A 19962-nucleotide genomic window follows, 5' to 3' on the forward strand; every position below is an offset into this window, starting at 1 on the left:
CGATGGAACTGGGCGGCAACGCACCGTTCATCGTCTTCGAGGATGCAGACCTGGATGCGGCAGTCGAGGGCGCCATGGCGGCCAAGATGCGCAACATGGGCGAGGCCTGCACCGCTGCGAACCGCTTCCTGGTTCACGCGGATGTTGCCGAGGAATTCACCGCCAAGTTCGCTGCTGCCATGAAGGCGCTGAAGCCAGGACGCGGCACCGAGGCAGACACCACCGTCGGCCCACTGGTTGAAGAGAAGGCCCGCGACGAGGTCCACGCACTGGTTGAGGCTGCTGTCGCCAACGGAGCTACCGCAGTGACCGGCGGCGCACCGGTAGACGGCCCAGGCTACTTCTACCAGCCAACCGTTCTTGCCAACGTCGCCAACGACGCCAAGATCCTGTCCCAGGAGATCTTCGGCCCAGTGGCACCGGTGACCACCTTCACCTCCGAGGAGCAGGCAATCAAGCTGGCCAACTCCACCGAGTACGGCCTGGCTTCCTACATCTACTCCAAGGACTTCAACCGTCTGTTCCGCGTTGCCGAGCAGATCGAGTTCGGTCTGGTTGGTTTCAACGCAGGCGTGATCTCCAACGCTGCAGCACCGTTCGGCGGCGTGAAGCAGTCGGGTCTGGGCCGTGAAGGCGGCGCCGAAGGCCTGGCAGAGTACACCACCGTGCAGTACATCGGCATCGCCGATCCATACGCTGCCAAGTAGTCTTCAGCGATTACTTTCCTTCGGGAGCAAACCATTGCGGTTTGCTCCCGAAGTGCGTTTAACCGGCTCTTCGCAATCAAGGGTGTAACAGCCCCATCGAACACCGGACACAAGGTAGCGTGTCACGGCATGGAAAAGGCCGAGAGCTTCACGAGAATGAAAGTTCCTACACAACCACCGTCGAAAGCTCTCGACCATGCACCATGCTACCTACTGCACCCCGAACTTGACGACCTTCTGCGGACTAGACGAGCTCGGACTGACCGCTACCGGCCAGCACCTCACCGCAGCCCGCGCCGTCATTGAATGCAGAGTCGTCCTCGACGATAAGTTCTGCCACCGATGCGGAGCCCAGGGCACTGCCCGTGATACTAGGATCCGCCGGCTTTCCCACGCACCGTTCGGGTGGCGGCCCACTGTTCTGGCCATCCGAGTGCGCCGCTACCGCTGCGCGAGCTGCCAGCATGTGTGGGTGCAGGACACGCATCTGGCGGCCGAGCCGAAAGCGAAGATCTCCCGTGGAGGACTGCGGTGGGCTTTGAAAGGGATTGTGTGCCAGCACTTGAGCATGGCCCGGGTCGCTGAATCGCTGGCCGTTTCGTGGAACACCGCGAACCACGCGGTGCTGGCCGAAAGACAGCGCGTGCTGATCAGCAGCCCATCTCGCTTCGACGGGGTCAAGGTGATCGGGGTTGATGAGCACGTGTGGCGGCATACCCGGCACGGGGACAAATACGTCACGGTGATCATTGATTTGACTCCGGTGCAGCAACGCACGGGACCAGCACGGCTGCTGGATATGGTCCAGGGCCGGTCGAAGCAAGTTTTCAAGTCTTGGTTGCAAGACCGGGACTCTGCCTGGCGTGCCGGGGTGCAGATCGTGGCGATGGACGGGTTCACCGGGTTCAAGACCGCCGCGGTGGAAGAACTGCCGCATGCGGTGGAGGTGATGGATCCGTTCCATGTGGTGAAGCTGGCAGGCACCGCCGTGGAGAAAGCCCGGCAGCGGATCCAGCATGAGACGCTGGGGCGCCGGGGGCGGAGCAAGGATCCGTTGTATCGGGCACGCAGGACGCTGCTGACCGGTGAGGAACTGCTTAGTGAGCGTGGGAAAGGTCAGTTGGAGGCGTTGTTTGCCGCGTCGGGCCATCGGGTCGTGGAAGCGACGTGGAAGGTGTATCAAAGGTTGGTGGCGGCGTATCGGGCCCCTTCTCCGGCTGCGGGGAAGGAACTATTGCGGGATTTGATTCATGACCTGACCAAGGTCTTGCCGCAGGAGTTGATCGAGGTGAAGTCTTTGGCGACGACGTTGAAGAAGAGGGCGCCGGATATCTTGGCGTATTTCGATCATCTGGGATCGTCGAATGGGCCGACCGAGGCGATCAATGGGCGGTTGGAGCATCTTCGTGGTTCGGCGTTGGGGTTCAGGAACCTCGCGAACTATATTGCAAGGTCCTTGTTGGAGTCTGGTGGGTTCAGACCTGTGTTACACCCTTAATTGCGAAGAGCCGTTTAACCGGCCGGATCCTGCGCGCCAACCACTGATCAGGTTAGGCGTTGATCTGCTCGCCGTCGGGAACGCGGCGCAGCGCTGCCCTGCGCAGCGACGCGGGGAACAGCGCCGCCGCCACGCGCTGCCGGATTGGCAGCGACCGATGCATCTGGTGCGTGGCTCGATCAAGGCTGCCCAGCAGCTCCGGCATCTGTCCTGTCGAAGGATGGCGCCCGGCATAGAAGCTGTCCTGAATGACGGCGCCCAGCAATTCCAGCTCGGTGGCGCACGGCTCGAACTTCGCGGCCAGCCGGCGGGTGTATCCGTTGACTGTCTCGTTGGCGTCGGCTGGCGTCAGGGCGTCGGCACCGGCGGCCTGCAGCTCCATCCAGAGCGCGGATGCCGCCGCGGCGCCGGCCTGGCTGGCAACCTGGCGCCGCTGCTGCTTGAGCCTCCTGCGGCGCAGCGGGGCAACGCTCAATCCTGCACCCAAGGCGATCAGCGCCACACCAGCCGCCCACCATCCGGTGAAACTGCCGTCGGGCTGGGCCTCGGGGGCTGTTTCATCTTGGGTTTCGGCCGCGCCCTGATCCTCGGGTCGTCCGGTGGAACGGTTGGTCGGCACCTCATTGATCGTTGGCGCAGCGGCCTCGGGCTTTTCTGATTTCTCCGGTGCATAACTGGGAACCTGGCCCTGGCTGGGGGTAGGTTCAAAGGGGATCCAGCCCAGGGCCCCGAGATAAAGTTCTGGCCATGCATGGGCCTGCTTGCCGGAAACCGTGTACTCGGTCAGTTCCGAGGTCGGATTCAATTGTGTATTAATGGAGCTGCTCTGCTGGACGTCGTCGGCCTTGACTGTCGTTCCGGTAGCCTTGCCCGGTGCGTAACCCACGGCAATGCGCGAGGGGATCCCCGCTTCGCGGGCCATCAGTGCCATGGCAGAGGCAAAGTGCACACAGTATCCCTGGCGTCGTTCCAGGAAGGCTTCAACTACGCGCTTGTTTGCGCCGTCATATCCCTCGCGCAGCGGTGTGCGTTCGGAATAAATGAATCTGGCGGAGCGCAGATAATCCTGGATCGCCACGGCTTTTTCAAGGTCGGAACGTGAGGCTTTAGCCTGGGCGTAGGCTTCTTTCAACCCCTGATCCAAGGCCGCGGTCAGCGTGCCCTCAGGGTCTTCTGGCAGTGAACGATAGATGTCCGTCGGGGTGTCGTCGCGGATACCGCCGTAGAATTCCAGGGATTGGGCCATCTTAGGGCTCAGATCAAGTTCGGAGTAGGCGACCGCCACCTGCTTTGTCTGCGCTACCGCATCCCCGCTGAGCCGTGCCACCGAAGTTTCGGGAGTCCAATCCCAGTTGCCGATGATCCCTTCGACCAGGTAGCTGCGGTTGGGCAGGGGAAGCACCGGCGAGCTGATCCCTGCGCTGTAGTCAAGCAGTGCCACTTCTTCCCTTGAATTGAATGTGGTGAAGTCGCTTTCCACGGCGGTGTCGCCAAAATAGGTGTCCCGCGGCAGGGCCTCGTTGGGTTCCCACCGCGTGGTATTGAGGTCTTCAATGACTGCCGTTCGAAGGTAGGGCGCGTGGTCGGCGGAGGTGTAATAGCGCAGCACCGGCGCCCCGGAATTTGAGCGCAGGTCCCTGCCCAGATTCAGCAGCGGGTCGACATTACTGGCCAAGAGGTCGCCCGAGGGACGCTGCCCTTCGGGGAACATTCCTTGACGGAATCCCGGCACCCACATGCTGGCGGCAAGCATCGCAGCGATGCACGCGGCCGATGTTGCCCCGAGGAATCCCAATTGTTTGCGTGAGGGGAAATGGCTGTGGTGCTCCGCAGACGTGCCGCGGTATAGGTAGGGGTGCAACGCGCTAAAGCCGAGAATTCCTGCAACTACCAGTGCAAGGTACCCAATGCCCGCACCTTCCTGTTTAAAGAGGGAAGCGATGATCGGGGCGAAACACAGGGGAATGGTGATCAGCAGTGCAAGCTTCTTGAACGTGGCCAGTACCTCGATCAACAGGCTGACGACCAAAGCCAGCAGCAGGATGACGAAGGCTACATAGCGCGAATAGGCGACCGGCGGCACCTGGGTGGAGAACTGCAGCGCCGCCTCGGAGAGCACTGCCATGAACCACTGCATCCCAGTGACCGAATACCCGGTGGACTGCATTGCAGGGTGCTGCATGAGCGCGGTGAACGCGATGAGCACCGCCGCCGGCAACGCCGCCCAGCGCAGCCCCCAAATTCCGCGCAGCAGTCCGGCGCACAGGTGAATGCCGATGACGGGCAGCAATAGTGCAGGGAACCATGCAAGGCCCTCAATCACACCCGTGATTGAGGCGAAACCTGCAAGCACCGCTAGGGCGAGGCACAGCGCAGCGATGGCGCGTGCCATCAGGTGGTGCGCCACCGGGGGTTGTGGTCGGGGCGCGTCCTGAGGATCTGGGGACTGCTGCCTGTCGGGTTCGCGGGTGATGGTGCTCATGAGATTTCCCGTACCGATTCAATCGACGCATTGCCGGCCAGTACATGGATCGACCATCCGGTGCGGGCCAGCGCCCGCTGAATATCTGTTTCCCTTTCCGGGTGCGACGCCATGAAAAACAACTGCACGTGGCGCACCGTGCGTGAAAGCGCCGCCAGCGCTGCTGCCTGCTCCACGGTGAGGCGGCCTAAGATCATGATGATCGGTTCTTCGCGCATCGCCTGCAGCTCCTTGAGCAGCGTGGGGGACAGCGGCTCCGGGGCGGAGGCCTGGACGCCCACCGATTTCAAGCCAAGTTCCGCGCTGGCAAGATGGAAGTCTTCGAAGCTGGTCCTGGCATCATTGTCAGAGAGCTGCTGCACCTGGCCGGGGATCAACGATGTTCCGCTCAAATCCCGGTACAACACCTGGTAGCCGCTGGCTGCATATCGTTGGCCGAGGCTGCAGGCCAGGGACAGCGCATTTTCAAAGCGTCTGCTGCTGTTCAACTCCGGCCCAAGACCCTGGGGGATGCTCAGCCGCAGGTCGGCAGCGTCGACGATCCAGTGTTCACTGGCCCGGTCGAGGACCAGCAGGGCCTGGGCGGTGGCCACATGGTTTTCCTGACGCACCATGAGTTTTCCATGGCGTGCGGTGGCCTTCCAATGCACCTGTCGGATGGAGTCGCCCTGCTGATAGTCGCGGGTTGCCACGTCGTAGAAGTCGGCGGTGGTGCTGCGGGAAAATCGTGCATCACCGGTGAGCATGCGTTCTCCCAGGGAGGCAAACCGCGCCATCGGATGAAGCTCGGCGCGGACCGGCACGGGCTGGGGTTCGCCGACGGAGACCAAGCCGCGGATGAGGCCTAGAGGATCTGAGATCACCTGACGGGCCGGTCCCAGAAGGTGAACCCCCCGCGCGCGGAACACCAGTTCGTAGTCCACCGACCCCGGACCTGAAAAATCAGGCCCGGGACCAAAGCCTTCGGGCAGGGTTTCCTTGATGCTCACATCATCCGGGCAAAGGAGCGTGATGCGCGCGGCTTCGGCCACGGTTGCCGCCGGGGAATGCAGCAGGCGCCGCACACCGGTGGTGCGCCTGGCTCGCAGGACAAGCAGCCAACTGCTCAGTGCCAACGCCAGCAGGCCCACGCCCAGTGCCATCAGCTCATGGCGGCCCAGAAGATAGGCCAGGAAAACCAAGCCAGCCCCCGCGCCGAGGACCGCCCAACCGCGCCGGGTGAAGAGGTCCAAGTGCCAACGCCGCAGTGATTCCGGCCCTTCCGTGGAGCGGGTCCATGACAGGGCGTTGCGTGAATCAAAACGCTGCGGTTTATCCATGATGTTGCTCGATCAGCTGATCGGAGTGCCGGAGATGATCTCCCGCACCACATCTTCTACGTCTACCGCGTCGGCCAGCGCCCGACGGGTGAGGATCAATCGATGACCCAACACCATGACGGCCACCGCACGAACGTCCTCCGGAAGCACATGATCCCGGCCGTGGATCGCGGCGTAGGATTTGGCGGCCCTCACCCATTGCAGCAGTGCACGCGGGGAGGCGCCGAGGGAAACCTGGGGATGTTCGCGTGTTGCCCTGCCAAGGTCCACCACATAGGCGCCCAGTCTTTCGGTGACGGTGACGAGCTTGACCTGCTCAATCATCTTCTGGAGTTCTGCCTGTTGCAGCACGGGAGTCAGCGACTCCAACGGTTCGTCGCGGTGATGTGTTGTCAGCATGGAAACTTCTGCCTCGCGCTGGGGGTAGCCCATGGAGATCCTGCCCATGAAGCGGTCCCGCTGCGCTTCGGGCAGCGCGAAGGTCCCCTCGGAGTCAATCGGATTCTGCGTGGCAACCACCATGAAGGGCCGCTGCAGGCGGTGGGTTACCGAATCGACGGTGACCTGTTGCTCTTCCATGCATTCCAGAAGCGCCGATTGGGTTTTCGCATTGGCCCTGTTGATTTCGTCGGCAATGACGATATTGGCGAAGATCGGACCGGGGTGAAAGGTAAATTCATGGGTCTGCGGGGAATAGACCGAAACGCCGGTGACATCGCTGGGCAACAGATCGGGGGTGAACTGGATACGGTGCACGGTGCAGTCCAGGCTGCGCGCCAGTGATTTAGCGAGCATCGTCTTGCCCACGCCGGGGACGTCCTCAACGAGGAGATGTCCTTGCGCTAAAAGCACCACCATAGCGTTGGTAATCGCCTCAGGATTTCCCGTGATCACGCTCTGCACCGCATCGAAAACACGCTCGCAGTTGCTTCGGAAGTTGGCATCGAGCGATGGCAGAGTTGGTTGTGCGCTCATGCGCGTCCTCCTGACAGGCTCATCATTTCTCCCAAGGGTTTTCTTGGGATGACGAATCTATGGTTGTGTTCCACCTATCGTATGGGCATCTTTTATCCAGTAACAGATGCTAATTGCCTTTGCGGAATACCGGTGATTCGGAGAACCGTTAATGGCAGTGACAGAATTGTTCAGAGGCTGATAAACGGCGCCTCACCTGCGCATGAAGGACGAGAAGGAAACGGGACAATGAACACGGAAAACCTTGACGATCCCTATGCGGGAATTCCTGAAGCCTACCGACCGGACGCCGGGGTCGCGTCTACCGCAGATGCGGACCGGTCGCGATCGCAGAATAACGAAAAGGGCGGCTCCAAACGCAACCTGCGCTACCCGGAAGCTCCCGACGCGCTGCCGATAGGCGTTGTCGACAACCACACCCACCTCGACTTCATAGACGGCACCGTCAAGGTCGAAGCCGCCGCAGCGCTGGCAGCTGCGGCCGCCGTGGGAGTCAAGGGCCTGATCCAGGTTGGCTGCGATGTTGAGTCTTCTGAATACGCGGTGAAGATCGCCAATGAGTTCCCCAATGTGCTGGCGGCCGTGGCAATCCACCCGAATGACGCGGCGCGGCTGGCGGAGCGCAATGAGTTGACACAAGCCATCGAGCGGATCGAAGAGTTGGCGTCGGATGGGCGAGTCCGCGCCGTCGGTGAAACCGGCCTTGACTATTTCCGCACTCCGCCCGAAGGCAGGGGAGCGCAGGAAGAGTCGTTCCGCGAGCACCTGCGTATCGCGGTCCAGCAGGGCAAGGCGCTGCAGATCCACGACCGCGACGCCCATGAAGACGTCGTTCGGGTCCTCAAAGATTCGCGTCTGCCCGAGCGCGTGGTCTTCCACTGCTTCTCCGGCGATGCCCAGTTGGCGCAAATCTGCAATGACAATGGCTGGTACATGTCATTCTCCGGTACCGTGACATTCAAGAATTCGCACGACCTGCGCGCAGCGTTGGCGCTGGCGAAACCTGAACTGCTGTTGGTTGAAACCGATGCACCGTTCCTGACCCCGCATCCTTTCCGCGGCCGCCCCAATGCCAGCTACATGATCCCCTACACCACGCGCTTCATGGCTGAAACTAAGGGGGTTGAGCTGGCGCAGTTCTGCACTCAAATCGATGCAAACACTCGGGAAGTGTATGGCGAATTCTAAGCACAAAAGGTGTGTTGCTGCTCATGTGACGGTTGCCCGAAATGTAACAATTCGGTTACGGTAGTAAGGATGCGTTTTCCGCCGCGCCCAATTTTGGACTTCGGTGCACTAAACGCAGCCTGATCCCAGGGCATGAAGCACGAGGGAAACACGGCGAAGAAACTGAATGATAGACAGGCGGCCAAGCCGCCGGGTTGAACGAACTAATCCGCAAACGCCGGTGTTCAGCTTACAAACGATGGGGATCTCACGACCGTGACTCACTTGCTCAAGAACCGCTGGGCCAAATACCTGGTTCAGACGCTCGCCGTGGCGTTGGTTATCGCCGGCACCGTTTTCTATATCGCCGGACAAAAATCTGTCACGATTTCCGTCGATGGCGACAGCCGGGAAGTTTCCACCCGGGCCGACACCGTCGCAGCGGTTCTAGAGCAGCAGAACATCACCCTAGGCGATCGCGACGAGATTTCCGCGGCTCCTGATTCTGATCTGGTCAACGAGCAGAACATCGATATCAAGCGCAACAAGGAAATTCAGGTCAACCTCGACGGAACCGATCGCGTGGTCCACACCACCGGCATGACCGTAGCCGATCTGGCCAACGAACTGAACCTCGAAGAGGGCTCCGAAATTTCTATGGATGAGTCTGCAGACCTGTCCACCGTCAGCAGTGACATCGAAATCATCACCCCCAAGGACGTGACCTTGGTCGTCGATGACAAGAAGAAGAAGATTTCGACCACCACCCAGAACGTCAAGGACCTGCTGGCCGAAGAAAAGGTCACCCTTGGCGGTGACGATGAAGTAAACATCAAGCTGGACAAGGACACCGAGAAGGACGTCGAAACCAGCTCCAAGATCGCCAATGGCCAGGAGATCGAGGTCATCAAGGTCAAGATCAAGACCTGGGACGAAACCCGCGACATCAAGTTCGAGACCAAGAAGGTCAAGGACAAGAAGCTCGAAAAGGGCAAGACCAAGGTTGACACCGAGGGCGAGAAGGGCGAACGCCAGCTGACCCTGCGCCAGGAAACCCGCAACGGCAAAAAGGGCGAGGAAGAAGTCCTGAAGTCGAAGGTCACCAAGGAACCTGTAGTCGAGGTCATCAAGGTCGGCACCAAGGAAGAGGAAAAGAAATCCTCCTCGTCGAGCTCGTCGAAGAAGACTGACAACACCACCGTCTCCGGCGTATGGAATGCCATCGCCAAGTGTGAATCCGGCGGCAACTGGTCGATCAACACCGGCAACGGCTACTACGGCGGCCTGCAGTTCAACCTCGGCACCTGGCGTGCCTACGGTGGTTCGGGACTGCCAAGCGATGCCTCCAAGGCAGAGCAGGTGCGCATTGCCAAGAAGGTGCAGAAGGCACAGGGCTGGGGCGCATGGCCAGGCTGCACCAGCAAGCTGGGCCTGCGCTAAAGTAGCGGCGCAGCCACAAGAACATATTTTTCAAACGCGGCGCGTTCACCATCACGGTGGGCGCGCCGCGTTGTTCTCTTGCTAAGAATTTGGCTGAACTAGAATTGGAACCGTGATGTCTAAGGAATCTTTACCACTGCTTTCTGCCACTGATATTCGTCGACTGGCCGATGAGCTAGGAATCCGTCCCACCAAGACGCTGGGCCAGAACTTTGTGATCGACGGAAACACCATCCGCCGTATCATCGCGGCCGCAGATGTTTCCCCCGAAGAGACGGTTTTGGAAGTCGGTCCGGGTCTGGGTTCGCTGACCCTTGGCATCATGGACGCCGCCGCAAAGGTGGTGGCGGTAGAGATCGACCCGCCGCTGGCCAAGCGCCTGCCGCAGACCATGGCAGAATTCCGCCCCGGCCGCGAAGACGACCTCACTGTCATTCTCAGTGACGCCATGAAGGTGACCGAGCTGCCTGGCGAACCCACCGCGCTGGTGGCCAACCTTCCGTACAACGTTGCTGTGCCGGTGGTCCTGCATCTGCTGGAGCATTTCCCATCAATCCGTCATGGACTGGTGATGGTTCAGGACGAGGTGGCCGACAGGATGAGCGCCACTCCGGGCAATAAGATCTATGGGGTCCCCTCGGTCAAGGGCGCCTGGTACGGCACCATGCGCAAGGCCGGCGTGATAGGCATGAACGTATTCTGGCCGGCGCCGAAGATCCATTCGGGCCTCGTCTCATTCACCCGCGACAAGGACCGCAGCGGCGCACCGGATCGCAAGGACGTCTTCGCGATCATCGACGCTGCCTTCGCCCAGCGCCGCAAGACCCTGCGCGCCGCCCTGTCCTCGTGGGCGGGTTCCGGAGCACGCGCCGAACAGATTTTGGTTGCCGCCGGCATCGACCCCAAGGAGCGCGGCGAGAAGCTGGACATCGACGCATACATCGCCATTGCCGAGGCTGCGGCCAAGGTCCCAGCCGAAGCCAAGGACGAGGCCTAGCCCATGGCCAAGCAACGCGTCATTGCCACCGCGCCGGGCAAGATCAATGTGTACTTCAAGGTGGGCCCCCCGCGTGAGGACGGCTATCACGAGGTGGCGAGCCTCTACGTAGCGGTGTCCCTGCTCGAACAGATCGAAGCTACCCTGCGCACCGATGGTGAACTACAGCTGAGCCTGGAACCAGGCTCGGAGGTGGTCTCCGATCCGGAGAACTTCCCGCTGGGGGAGGCGAACCTGGTCTACAAGGCGGCGCAGCTGCTGCGCGACCACACCGGGTGCACCCTGGGCGCCAACCTGCACATCACCAAGCGCGTCCCCATCGCCGGAGGCATGGGCGGCGGTTCTGCCGATGCCGCTGCCACGCTGGTTGCCTGCAACGAGCTGTGGCAGACGGGGCTTGACCGCGAAGAACTTGGGCGGCTCGGTGCGCGGCTCGGCGCAGATGTTCCCTTCGCCTTGATGGGCGGGGCCGCCATCGGCTTGGGTGTGGGCGACCAGCTGGCACCCCTGCTGACCCGCGCCAAGACCCACTGGGTACTGATTCCTGCAAGCTACGGTCTTTCCACCCCACGGGTGTATGCGATGCTTGACCGCCTGCGTGCGGGCCAAGACCTTGAGGTTCCGCAGGAAGTTGATCCGGATGTCATCGGAGCGCTGATGGACTCGGATGCCGCCGCGCTCTCGCAGGTGCTGGTCAACGACCTGACCCAGGCCTCCTTGGCCCTTGCCCCTGAACTGGGCACGGTGCGCGATCTTGCCGAGGGCGCCGGCGCGCTGCGCGCGATGGTTTCGGGTTCGGGACCTACCCTGGCGCTGCTGGTTCAAGATTCCGAACATGCCGAGCAGGTCATGGCACAGCTGGGCGACGAGGTCGGTGTGGCCACCTTGTCGGTGAACGCTCCGGCACCCGGCGCCCGTGTGGAACTCTCCGAGGAGTAATTCGCGGGAATTACGCCCGGGGCCTTGTAGGAGTGTGAGCCGCATCATAAAGTGAAGAGGATTCATTTTGTTTCTGCGATAAAGGATCCTCATGCTCAATGGCCGCGTCTCCCACTGGTGGGAAAGCACCGGACTGCCCGAACCCCGCGAATCCCTGATCGGACATCTCACCGTTGATGTGGCGATTGTCGGAGCTGGATTCACCGGCTTGTGGACCGCATACTATTTGGCCAAGTCCGATCCCTCGCTGAAGATCGCCATCCTTGAAGCACGCCACGTCGGCTATGGGGCCTCGGGCCGCAATGGCGGCTGGTTGACCAATACGGTGACCGGCGGGCGCGATCGCTACCTGAAAAGCCACGGACGCCAGGCGGTAGAAGAATTCCAGCTGGCAATGAACCGCACCGTCGAGGAAGTCATCGAGGTCTGCCGGGCCGAAGGGATCGACGCCGACATTCAACAGGGCGGCGAATTTGAGGTTGCCTACACCCCGGCCCAGGAGCGTCGCCTCCGCGCCCACGCCAAGGCCGAAGCCGCCTGGAAATACACTGACACCCAACTTCTCGAGTCGGCCCAGGCTGCGGCCAAGATCAATGTTGCAGGCACCCGCGCGGCCCTCTGGCATCCACACGCCGCCCGCATCCAGCCAGCCAAACTGGTCAAGGCGCTGGCGGAGGTGGTCGAGAAGCTCGGTGTGCGCATCTATGAAAATACCCCGGTGACCACCATTCGACCACGCCAGTTGGAATATGAGGCGGGCACCGTCAACGCCGAGTACATCCTGCGCGCCACCGAGGGATTTACCGCCGGGCTCAAGGGGTACAAGCGGCTGTGGCTGCCCATGAATTCCTCGATGATCGTCACCGAAAAGCTGGGCAGCGACCTGTGGGATGAACTGAACTGGAGCCAGGGCGAGGTGCTGGGGGACTACGCCCACGTCTACATGTATGCCCAGCGCACGGCCGATGACCGCATCGCCATCGGCGGGCGGGGCGTGCCCTATAAGTTCGGTTCGCGCACCGACACCGATGGGCAGACCCCGCAAAGCACCATCCGTGGGCTGCAGGAGGTTCTGCACAGGATGTTCCCGAACACCGCAGGAGCGAGCATCGAGCATGCCTGGTCAGGGGTCCTTGGCGTACCGCGAGACTGGGCGGCCACCGTAGGCCTGGACCCGGCCTCGGGGCTGGGATGGGCCGGAGGCTATGTCGGCACCGGGGTCGCCACCACCAATCTGTCGGGACGCACCCTGCGCGATCTCGTCCTGGGCGAGGCAACGCTCCTGACCACGCTGCCCTGGGTTAACCACCGGGTGCGGCAGTGGGAACCCGAACCCTTGCGGTGGATTGCCACCAAGGGGCTCTACGCGGCCTACGGCAGGGCCGATCGCAGCGAACTGGACGGGCGCAGCTCCACCCCGGCCATCGCCCGGATGGCGGATCTCATTACCGGCAAGCCCTAGGCAGGTGCCACCCGGTCGGCAGGACGCCTAGCCTTGACTGGTATCCGCTGTCGGTTCGACGCCATAGCGTGGAGACATGCAAGAATTTCTCACCACCGGACTCATCGCCTCACCACCGGTGCCCGCAGACCTCGACGAACTCTATGAAATCTGCAGCGACGCCCGCGTGTGGGAGCACCGCCCGAGCTCCCGCCATCGCAGCCCGGCACAAACCCGTGCCATGATCGACGCCTGGTCGGCAGGGTGGAAGAAGCATGGATTGGGAACCTGGGTTGTCCGCGAGGCCGGCGATCAGGCGGTCATCGGCTACGGCGGATGCACCCAGGTCGGCGACGCCTACTGGAATCTTGGCTACCGGTTCACCGTCGCGGCGCAGGGCAGGGGGTTCGCCACCGAAATCGCACGTGCAGCGGTGCACGCGGCGCGGGAAGCAGCAGGGGAACTGCCGATCATCGCATCGATACTGGAACACAATGGCGCCTCCGAAGCGGTGGCGCTGAAACTCGGCATGAAACTTGCCTATCGCGGACTGGACCGAGGAAATCCGGACCCGTCGGCCATCCGCCTGATCTATGCCGACCGCCCGCTGAGTTTTGAGCAGCTGTCCTGCATCGTGAACCCCGGACAATGACCGAGCCGAGGTGGAAGAATATGGGTATGATCCTTGAATCCCTGAATGTTCGTGAAAGTTCCTATGTGCTGCTACGTGCGGTCGAAGCCGACATCCCTGCCATCGTTGAACTGATGCAAAATGATGCGATAAGGAAAGCTGACTTCGATGTAGACCACGAATCAAGCGCAAGGTATCTGAAAGCATTCCGCGCCATCGACGCCGACCCGGCGCACTTGCTGGTCGTCGCGGTGGATGATGCGCGGCGCGTTGTCGGAACCATGCAACTCACGGTATTGCCAGGACTTGCCCGGGCCGGAGCCACCCGGCTGCAAATCGAAGCCGTGCGAGTGGACGAGACCCTGCGCGGCAATGGGCTGGGCTCGACAATGATCAATTGGGCCATTGCCGAGGGTAAGCGCAGGGGAGTGAAGCTGGTTCAGCTCACCAGTGACGCCTCCCGGAAGGACGCGCACCGATTCTATGAGCGCTTGGGATTCACCGCTTCGCATGTGGGATTCAAGCTGAGAATCACCGGGGAATAGTTGTAGCTTCCATGAAGTTACATGTGGCATGAGTGAAATCGAATTCGGTGTAGATACTTTTGGCGGAGTCACCCAGGACGCACAGGGGATCCCGGTAGAACATCCTCAGGTCATTCGAGACTTGATTGACGACGCGGTACTTGCGGATCAGCTGGGGTTGGATTTCTTCGGAATTGGGGAACACCACAGGCCTGATTTCGCTGTATCGAGTCCCGAGATGGTACTTGCCTCGATAGCCACTCTGACCAAGAACATCCGCTTGGGATCCACCGTCACGGTGCTCAGCTCGGATGACCCGGTACGGGTCTACGAACGCTTCGCCACCCTTGACGCGGCCTCCAACGGGCGCGCCGAAATCGTTGCGGGCCGCGGCTCATTCACGGAGTCGTTCCCGCTCTTCGGTTACAAGCTCGAAGACTACGAGGTGCTCTTCGAGGAGAAGCTTGATCTGCTGGCCAAACTGGTCACCGAAAAACCAGTCACCTGGGAGGGAAGCACTCGTGCTGGGCTGCGCAGCCAGCGGGTCTTCCCCACGACGGCGAACGGGCTTCGCACCTGGGTGGGAGTGGGCGGAAGCCCGGAATCGGTCATCCGCACTGCACGCCACGGTTTTGGGCTGTTTCTGGCGATCATCGGTGGATCAGCCCAGCGCTTCGCACCCTATGTCGATCTTTTCGAGCGCGCCCAGGATGAATTCGGTATTCCGCACAAGCCGGTAGCAGTTCACTCGCCGGGTCTGGTGGCCCCGACGGATGAAGAAGCCCGCGAACTGGTCCACGACGGCTGGCTGAAGATGCGCACCCGCATGGGTCAAGAGCGCGGCTGGCCGGCACCCTCACCGGGCGACTTCGAGCGGGAAATCGAACACGGTGCACTGTACGTTGGTTCACCCGAAACCGTTGCGAAGAAAATTGCCGCAACGCTGGGTGTGCTGAAGGTGAATCGGTTTGATTTCAAATACGACCAGCCGGTGACCCACGCAGCCCACCAGCAGAGCATCGGGTTGTACGGTGAACAGGTCGTCCCGATGGTCAAGGACATGATCAGTTAGCGGTGCATCTACGTTAAAGCCGAACCGGAGACACCCCAGGGGGTGCCTCCGGTTCGGCTTTAATGTTGGCAACTAGCCGATGATCTCAGACAGTTCCAGCCAACGTTCCTCAAGCTCGTCCACCTGGCCTTGCAGCTCGTTCATCTCAGCCGTGAACTTGCCCAGACCCTCATAGTCGCTCTGGTCATGGGCTGCCATCTTTTCGTGGATCTTGGCGATCTTTTCGTTCAGCTGGCCAACCTTGCGCTCGTTGGCGTTCATCTCCTTCTGCGCCGCACGGATCTCGGCACCCGAAGGCCCCGATGGCTTCTGGGCGGCATCCTGCGCTGAAGCATTGGAAGGATTGGAACCCGTGCCGGCGCTCTGGCTGCTGCGCAGCTTCAGGTATTCGTCAACGCCACCGGGAACATGGCGGAACTTTCCGTCGAGGATCGCGTATTGCTGGTCGGTCACGCGCTCCAACAGGTAGCGGTCGTGGGAGACCACGATGAGCGTGCCCGGCCATGAATCAAGCAGGTCTTCCAGCGCCGCGAGCATGTCGGTGTCGACATCGTTGGTCGGCTCGTCCAAGATCATGACGTTCGGTTCGTTCATCAAGATCATCAGCAGCTGCAGTCGGCGGCGTTGGCCGCCGGAAAGCTCATTGACCTTGGTAGAAAGGTGCGCGGAAGAGAACCCGAGGCGTTCAAGCAGTTGAGCCGGGGTCAGGTCCTTGCCGTCCACGTTGAAGGTGGTGCGGAAGCGGCCCAAAACTTCGCGGACCTTGTCTTCGCCGATCTTTTCCAGTTCACGGAACTGCTGATCCAGCACCGCAAGCTTGACCGTCTGACCGCGCTTCACCCGTCCGCCGGTTGGCTCGACGGTGCCGGCAATCAAGCCCAGCAGCGTGGACTTGCCGGCGCCGTTGGCGCCGAGCAGGCCCGAGCGCTCGCCGGGACCGATGCGCCAGGTAAACGGCTTGAGAATCTGCTTCTGCCCGAAGGAAACTTCCGTATCCAGCAGGTCGATGACGTCCTTGCCCAAACGGCTGGTGGCCATCTTCTGCAGTTCCAAGGGGTTGCGCACCGGTGGGACATCGGCGATCAACTGGTTGGCAGCTTCGATGCGGAACTTCGGCTTGGAGGTACGTGCCGGGGCGCCGCGGCGCAGCCAGGCAAGCTCCTTCTTCATCATGTTCTGGCGCTTGGACTCGGTGACGGCCGCAATACGGTCGCGTTCAACACGCTGCAGGACATAGGCTGCGTAGCCGCCTTCGAAAGGCTCGACGATGCGGTCGTGGACCTCCCAGGTGGTGGTGCACACCGCGTCGAGGAACCAGCGGTCGTGGGTGACGACCATCAGGCCGCCGGCGTTTTTGGACCATCGGTTGTTAATGTGCTCCGCCAGCCAAGAGATGCCTTCAACATCCAAATGGTTCGTGGGCTCGTCGAGGATGATGACATCCCAGTCCTGCACCAACAGGGCCGCCAGTGCGACGCGGCGGCGCTGGCCGCCGGAGAGCGTACCGACGGTCGCTTCCCAGTCCAGGTCCGCAACGAGTCCAGAAATGATGTCGCGGATGCGCGCTTCACCAGCCCACTCGTGGTCAGCCATGTCGCCCACTACGGAGTAGTGGATCGTGGCATCGGAATCCAGGGTGTCGGACTGGTCCAGCACGCCCACGCGCAGACCGTTGCGCTTGGTGACACGGCCCGAATTCGGTTCGATCTTGTCAGAAAGCATGCCCAGAAGGGATGATTTGCCTTCGCCGTTGCGACCCACCAGACCGATGCGGTCGCCGTCGGAGATGCCGATGGTTACCGAGTCAAAGACTACGTGGGTGGGATATTCAAGATGCAGGGCTTCGCCCCCGAGTAAATGAGCCACACCTCTATTTTACGGACGCGTGCAAATCGGCAGTCTTTGGTCTGTGACGGGTGTGGTGCCGAGAAAAAATTGCGAGGCCATCCGGCGGCTGGAGCGATTTCGCGCAGACAGGATGAACATGGCAGAATATAGAACGTGTTTGGACGGACTATCCGTCATCCACATTTTCCGCCCTGGTGTAATGGCAACACGCCAGCCTTTGGAGCTGTGCATTCTAGGTTCGAATCCTAGGGGCGGAACCATTTTGAAGGCGCCGCCACGAGCGGCGCCTTCTTTTTTGTCTTTATTCGGTTGAGGTACCTGTGGGCGCTAGACTGGTTGATGGGTTTTCTTAACTGTCTAAAACCCTGAATCGACCCGCAGGAGAATACAACTTGAGCGATCAGGTCACCGCACCAGTTGCCGTCATCGTCCTCGCCGCCGGCGCTGGTACGCGAATGAAATCTGCCAAGCCTAAGATTTTGCACGAAATTGCAGGTCGCTCCATGATTTCTCATGCACTCCACGCGGCTGCGGCGCTTGAACCACGCAACCTTGTTGCTGTCGTGCGCCACCAGCGGGACTTGGTCGCAGAGCACATCCTCTCCCAGTTCCCCGGCATTACCATTGCCGATCAAGATGAAATTCCAGGCACCGGCCGTGCGGTGCAGCAGGGCCTCGACCAGGTCGATCCTGCCCTTGAAGGCACAGTTGTGGTGACCTACGGTGATGTGCCATTGCTCACCAGCGATGTACTGGTGCATCTGGTAGCAACCCATGAGTCCAACGGCAATTCGGTGACCGTGTTGACCACCGAACTTCAGGATCCCACCGGCTATGGCCGCATCCTGCGCGACGAGCACGGAGATGTCGCAGGAATCCGCGAACAAAAGGATGCATCAGCCCAGGAGCTGGAGATCAAAGAGATCAACTCCGGCATTTACGCCTTTGACGCACAGCTGCTGCGCTCGGCTCTGACCGAGGTCACCACCGAGAATGCTCAGGGCGAGATGTATCTGACCGACGTGTTGGCCATTGCCCGTGCCAAGGGCGGACGCGTTGCTTCCAAGCAGATTGCCGACCGCTGGCAGATCGAGGGAGCCAACGACCGCGTACAGATCTCCAACCTGGCCCGCATCTACAACCAGCGCAAAAATGAATTCTGGATGCGTCAGGGCGTAACCATCGTCGACCCTGCGACCACCTGGATCGACGCAGACGTCATGATCGGCCAGGATGTCACGATCAAGCCGGGCACCCAGCTGCACGGTGAGACCCTGATCGGATCCGACGCAGTCATCGGCCCCGACACCACCTTGACCAACGTGCGGGTAGGCAGGGGCGCCACCGTCAAGCGCACCGATGCCACCGACTCGCGTATTGCAGATAACGCAAGCGTCGGCCCCTTTGCCTACCTGCGTCCGGGTACCGACCTGGGTGCGGACGGCAAGATCGGCGCCTTCTATGAAACTAAGAACGTGACCATCGGTCGCGGCTCCAAGCTCTCGCACCTCGGCTATGCCGGGGATGCTGAAATCGGTGAGTACACCAACATTGGTTGTGGCAACATCACCGCAAACTACGACGGCGTGAACAAGCACCGGACCAAGATCGGTTCGCATGTTCGCACCAGCTCCAACACGGTTTTCGTGGCCCCGGTGGAAATCGGGGACGGCGCCTACACCGGTGCCGGAGCAGTCGTCCGCAAAAACGTCCCGGCCGGTGCCTTGGCACTGTCTGTGGCTCCGCAGCGCAATACCGAGGGATGGACGCTTGAAAAGCGTCCGGGCACCTCTTCGGCAGACGCAGCATTCAAATCCTCGTTGAACTCCTCGGCCACCGAGAAGTAAAGCGTCGGTTTTTATTTCCTCAGAACACCTCATACGTGACAGCGAAGCGAGCGAGAAAGCATAACAATGAGTGAAATCCGCCATAACGTCGACAAAGAGCTGGTGCTTGCCAGCGGTCGTGCGCACCCGGAACTAGCCGCAGAGGTAGCGAAGGAGCTCGGCATCGAGCTGCTGCCGCTGAACGCCTACGACTTCGCCAACGGCGAGATCTACGTGCGTTCGGACGAGTCGGTCCGCGGCAAGGACGTGTTCCTGCTGCAGTCCTACCCAGCTCCGTTGAACAACTGGCTGATGGAACAGCTGATCATGATCGATTCGATGAAGCGCGCCTCGGCCCGTCGCATCACGGTTGTGGCGCCGTTCTACCCATACGCACGCCAGGACAAGAAGGGCCGCGGCCGTGAGCCGATCTCGGCTCGCCTGGTTGCCGACCTGTTCAAGACCGCAGGCGCCGACCGTGTGATCACCACCGATCTGCACACCGCGCAGATCCAGGGCTTCTTCGACGGCCCGGTCGACCACCTGTTTGGTTTCCCGCTGCTGGCTGATTACATCAAGTCCAAGGTGGACGTTTCCGAGGTCACCGTGGTGTCCCCAGATACCGGCCGAGTCCGCGTGGCGGAGCAGTGGGCAGACCGTTTGGGCGGCGCACCGCTGGCCTTCGTGCACAAGTCCCGCGACCTGACCGTGCCTAACCAGGCCGAGTCCAAGACCGTGGTGGGCCAGGTTGAAGGACGCACCGCGATCCTGATCGACGACATGATCGACACCGGTGGAACCATCGCAGGCGCAGTGCGCGTGCTGAAGGAAGCCGGCGCCAAGGACGTCATCATCGCTGCCACCCACGCAGTGTTCTCGGATCCTGCAGCACAGCGTCTTGCTGACTGCGGCGCCCGCGAGGTTGTTGTCACCAACACCCTGCCAATCCCAGAAGAGAAGCGTTTCGAGAACCTCACCGTTCTGTCGATCGCTCCGATGCTCGCTCGCGCGATCTCCGAGGTCTTCCACGACGGTTCGGTCACGAACCTCTTCGACGGCCGCGCCTAGCAGCCCTCGTTTCGCAAGCCTGACGGCC

At 61.2% G+C, this 19962-nt stretch carries 16 protein-coding genes and 1 tRNA gene; 13 read left to right on the top strand and 4 right to left on the bottom strand.

The window, feature by feature from the left end:
* Both RUH64_RS10500 and RUH64_RS10505 read left to right on the top strand, forming a co-directional pair.
* On the top strand, positions 1 to 707 hold a 707-nt coding region (locus RUH64_RS10500; RefSeq protein WP_313813217.1), incomplete at its 5' end, for an aldehyde dehydrogenase family protein.
* A 196-nt stretch (positions 708 to 903) separates the two neighbouring features.
* Entirely contained in the window at positions 904 to 2205 is a 1302-nt protein-coding gene (locus tag RUH64_RS10505; protein WP_313813218.1) for an ISL3 family transposase, read from the top strand.
* A gap of 52 nt (positions 2206 to 2257) precedes the next feature.
* Here RUH64_RS10505 and RUH64_RS10510 read toward each other — a convergent pair whose 3' ends face one another.
* Genes RUH64_RS10510 through RUH64_RS10520 form a run of 3 tightly spaced genes read right to left on the bottom strand, consistent with a single transcriptional unit; the run spans position 2258 to position 6981 of the window.
* Positions 2258 to 4687, bottom strand: a complete 2430-nt coding sequence (locus RUH64_RS10510) for a transglutaminaseTgpA domain-containing protein (protein WP_313813220.1) — start codon at positions 4685 to 4687, stop codon at positions 2258 to 2260.
* A complete protein-coding gene (locus RUH64_RS10515; protein ID WP_313813224.1) occupies positions 4684 to 6006 on the bottom strand; it encodes a DUF58 domain-containing protein in 1323 nt (440 codons plus the stop codon). Before RUH64_RS10515 ends, RUH64_RS10510 begins: the two co-directional genes overlap by 4 nt.
* 12 nt (positions 6007 to 6018) lie before the next feature.
* Positions 6019 to 6981 (bottom strand): MoxR family ATPase, encoded by a 963-nt coding sequence (locus tag RUH64_RS10520; RefSeq protein ID WP_313813226.1) that lies wholly within the window; start codon positions 6979 to 6981, stop codon positions 6019 to 6021.
* Positions 6982 to 7209: 228 nt separating this feature from the next.
* On the opposite strand from RUH64_RS10520, the gene RUH64_RS10525 reads away from it, so the two are divergent.
* The 8 genes from RUH64_RS10525 to RUH64_RS10560 all read left to right on the top strand — a co-directional run bounded on the left by RUH64_RS10525 (position 7210) and on the right by RUH64_RS10560 (position 15192).
* The gene (locus RUH64_RS10525) at positions 7210 to 8169 is read left to right on the top strand and encodes a TatD family hydrolase (protein WP_313813228.1); all 960 of its coding nucleotides are present in this window, start codon (positions 7210 to 7212) and stop codon (positions 8167 to 8169) included.
* Positions 8170 to 8424: 255 nt separating this feature from the next.
* Positions 8425 to 9588, top strand: a complete 1164-nt coding sequence (locus RUH64_RS10530; protein ID WP_313813229.1) for a transglycosylase family protein — start codon at positions 8425 to 8427, stop codon at positions 9586 to 9588.
* A 115-nt stretch (positions 9589 to 9703) separates the two neighbouring features.
* On the top strand, positions 9704 to 10585 hold the full coding sequence (gene rsmA, locus RUH64_RS10535; protein ID WP_313813230.1) for a 16S rRNA (adenine(1518)-N(6)/adenine(1519)-N(6))-dimethyltransferase RsmA: 882 nt from the start codon (positions 9704 to 9706) through the stop codon (positions 10583 to 10585).
* 3 nt (positions 10586 to 10588) lie between these two features.
* Positions 10589 to 11524: a 4-(cytidine 5'-diphospho)-2-C-methyl-D-erythritol kinase gene (locus RUH64_RS10540; protein ID WP_313813231.1), complete on the top strand. Its 936-nt coding sequence runs from the start codon at positions 10589 to 10591 to the stop codon at positions 11522 to 11524.
* 91 nt (positions 11525 to 11615) lie between these two features.
* The gene (locus RUH64_RS10545; protein ID WP_313813232.1) at positions 11616 to 12986 is read left to right on the top strand and encodes an FAD-dependent oxidoreductase; all 1371 of its coding nucleotides are present in this window, start codon (positions 11616 to 11618) and stop codon (positions 12984 to 12986) included.
* A gap of 76 nt (positions 12987 to 13062) precedes the next feature.
* Positions 13063 to 13617 carry a GNAT family N-acetyltransferase gene (locus tag RUH64_RS10550; protein WP_313813233.1) on the top strand — a complete coding sequence of 185 codons (555 nt, stop codon included), beginning with the start codon at positions 13063 to 13065 and terminating at the stop codon, positions 13615 to 13617.
* Positions 13618 to 13643: 26 nt separating this feature from the next.
* Positions 13644 to 14141: a GNAT family N-acetyltransferase gene (locus tag RUH64_RS10555; RefSeq protein ID WP_313813234.1), complete on the top strand. Its 498-nt coding sequence runs from the start codon at positions 13644 to 13646 to the stop codon at positions 14139 to 14141.
* 28 nt (positions 14142 to 14169) lie between these two features.
* Positions 14170 to 15192, top strand: coding sequence for an LLM class flavin-dependent oxidoreductase (locus tag RUH64_RS10560; RefSeq protein ID WP_313813235.1), 1023 nt, complete (start codon positions 14170 to 14172; stop codon positions 15190 to 15192).
* Positions 15193 to 15264: 72 nt separating this feature from the next.
* Here RUH64_RS10560 and RUH64_RS10565 read toward each other — a convergent pair whose 3' ends face one another.
* Positions 15265 to 17058: an ABC-F family ATP-binding cassette domain-containing protein gene (locus tag RUH64_RS10565; RefSeq protein ID WP_313813237.1), complete on the bottom strand. Its 1794-nt coding sequence runs from the start codon at positions 17056 to 17058 to the stop codon at positions 15265 to 15267.
* Positions 17059 to 17225: 167 nt separating this feature from the next.
* On the opposite strand from RUH64_RS10565, the gene RUH64_RS10570 reads away from it, so the two are divergent.
* The 3 genes from RUH64_RS10570 to RUH64_RS10580 all read left to right on the top strand — a co-directional run bounded on the left by RUH64_RS10570 (position 17226) and on the right by RUH64_RS10580 (position 19934).
* Positions 17226 to 17300: transfer RNA gene (locus RUH64_RS10570), tRNA-Gln, on the top strand.
* A 132-nt stretch (positions 17301 to 17432) separates the two neighbouring features.
* Entirely contained in the window at positions 17433 to 18887 is a 1455-nt protein-coding gene (gene glmU / locus RUH64_RS10575) for a bifunctional UDP-N-acetylglucosamine diphosphorylase/glucosamine-1-phosphate N-acetyltransferase GlmU (protein WP_313813238.1), read from the top strand.
* A gap of 66 nt (positions 18888 to 18953) precedes the next feature.
* Positions 18954 to 19934: a ribose-phosphate diphosphokinase gene (locus RUH64_RS10580; protein ID WP_141365102.1), complete on the top strand. Its 981-nt coding sequence runs from the start codon at positions 18954 to 18956 to the stop codon at positions 19932 to 19934.
* Positions 19935 to 19962 lie beyond the last annotated feature (28 nt).

The sequence above is a fragment of the Glutamicibacter sp. genome, from assembly GCF_032154645.1.
Lineage (GTDB): Bacteria > Actinomycetota > Actinomycetes > Actinomycetales > Micrococcaceae > Glutamicibacter.

Coding starts and splice junctions, on each gene's coding strand:
- RUH64_RS10505 (WP_313813218.1), top strand. CDS start 904: ATGCACCATGCTACCTACTGCACCCCGAACTTGACGACCTTCTGCGGA.
- RUH64_RS10510 (WP_313813220.1), bottom strand. CDS start 4,687: ATGAGCACCATCACCCGCGAACCCGACAGGCAGCAGTCCCCAGATCCT.
- RUH64_RS10515 (WP_313813224.1), bottom strand. CDS start 6,006: ATGGATAAACCGCAGCGTTTTGATTCACGCAACGCCCTGTCATGGACC.
- RUH64_RS10520 (WP_313813226.1), bottom strand. CDS start 6,981: ATGAGCGCACAACCAACTCTGCCATCGCTCGATGCCAACTTCCGAAGC.
- RUH64_RS10525 (WP_313813228.1), top strand. CDS start 7,210: ATGAACACGGAAAACCTTGACGATCCCTATGCGGGAATTCCTGAAGCC.
- rsmA (WP_313813230.1), top strand. CDS start 9,704: ATGTCTAAGGAATCTTTACCACTGCTTTCTGCCACTGATATTCGTCGA.
- RUH64_RS10540 (WP_313813231.1), top strand. CDS start 10,589: ATGGCCAAGCAACGCGTCATTGCCACCGCGCCGGGCAAGATCAATGTG.
- RUH64_RS10545 (WP_313813232.1), top strand. CDS start 11,616: ATGCTCAATGGCCGCGTCTCCCACTGGTGGGAAAGCACCGGACTGCCC.
- RUH64_RS10550 (WP_313813233.1), top strand. CDS start 13,063: ATGCAAGAATTTCTCACCACCGGACTCATCGCCTCACCACCGGTGCCC.
- RUH64_RS10555 (WP_313813234.1), top strand. CDS start 13,644: ATGATCCTTGAATCCCTGAATGTTCGTGAAAGTTCCTATGTGCTGCTA.
- RUH64_RS10560 (WP_313813235.1), top strand. CDS start 14,170: ATGAGTGAAATCGAATTCGGTGTAGATACTTTTGGCGGAGTCACCCAG.
- RUH64_RS10580 (WP_141365102.1), top strand. CDS start 18,954: ATGAGTGAAATCCGCCATAACGTCGACAAAGAGCTGGTGCTTGCCAGC.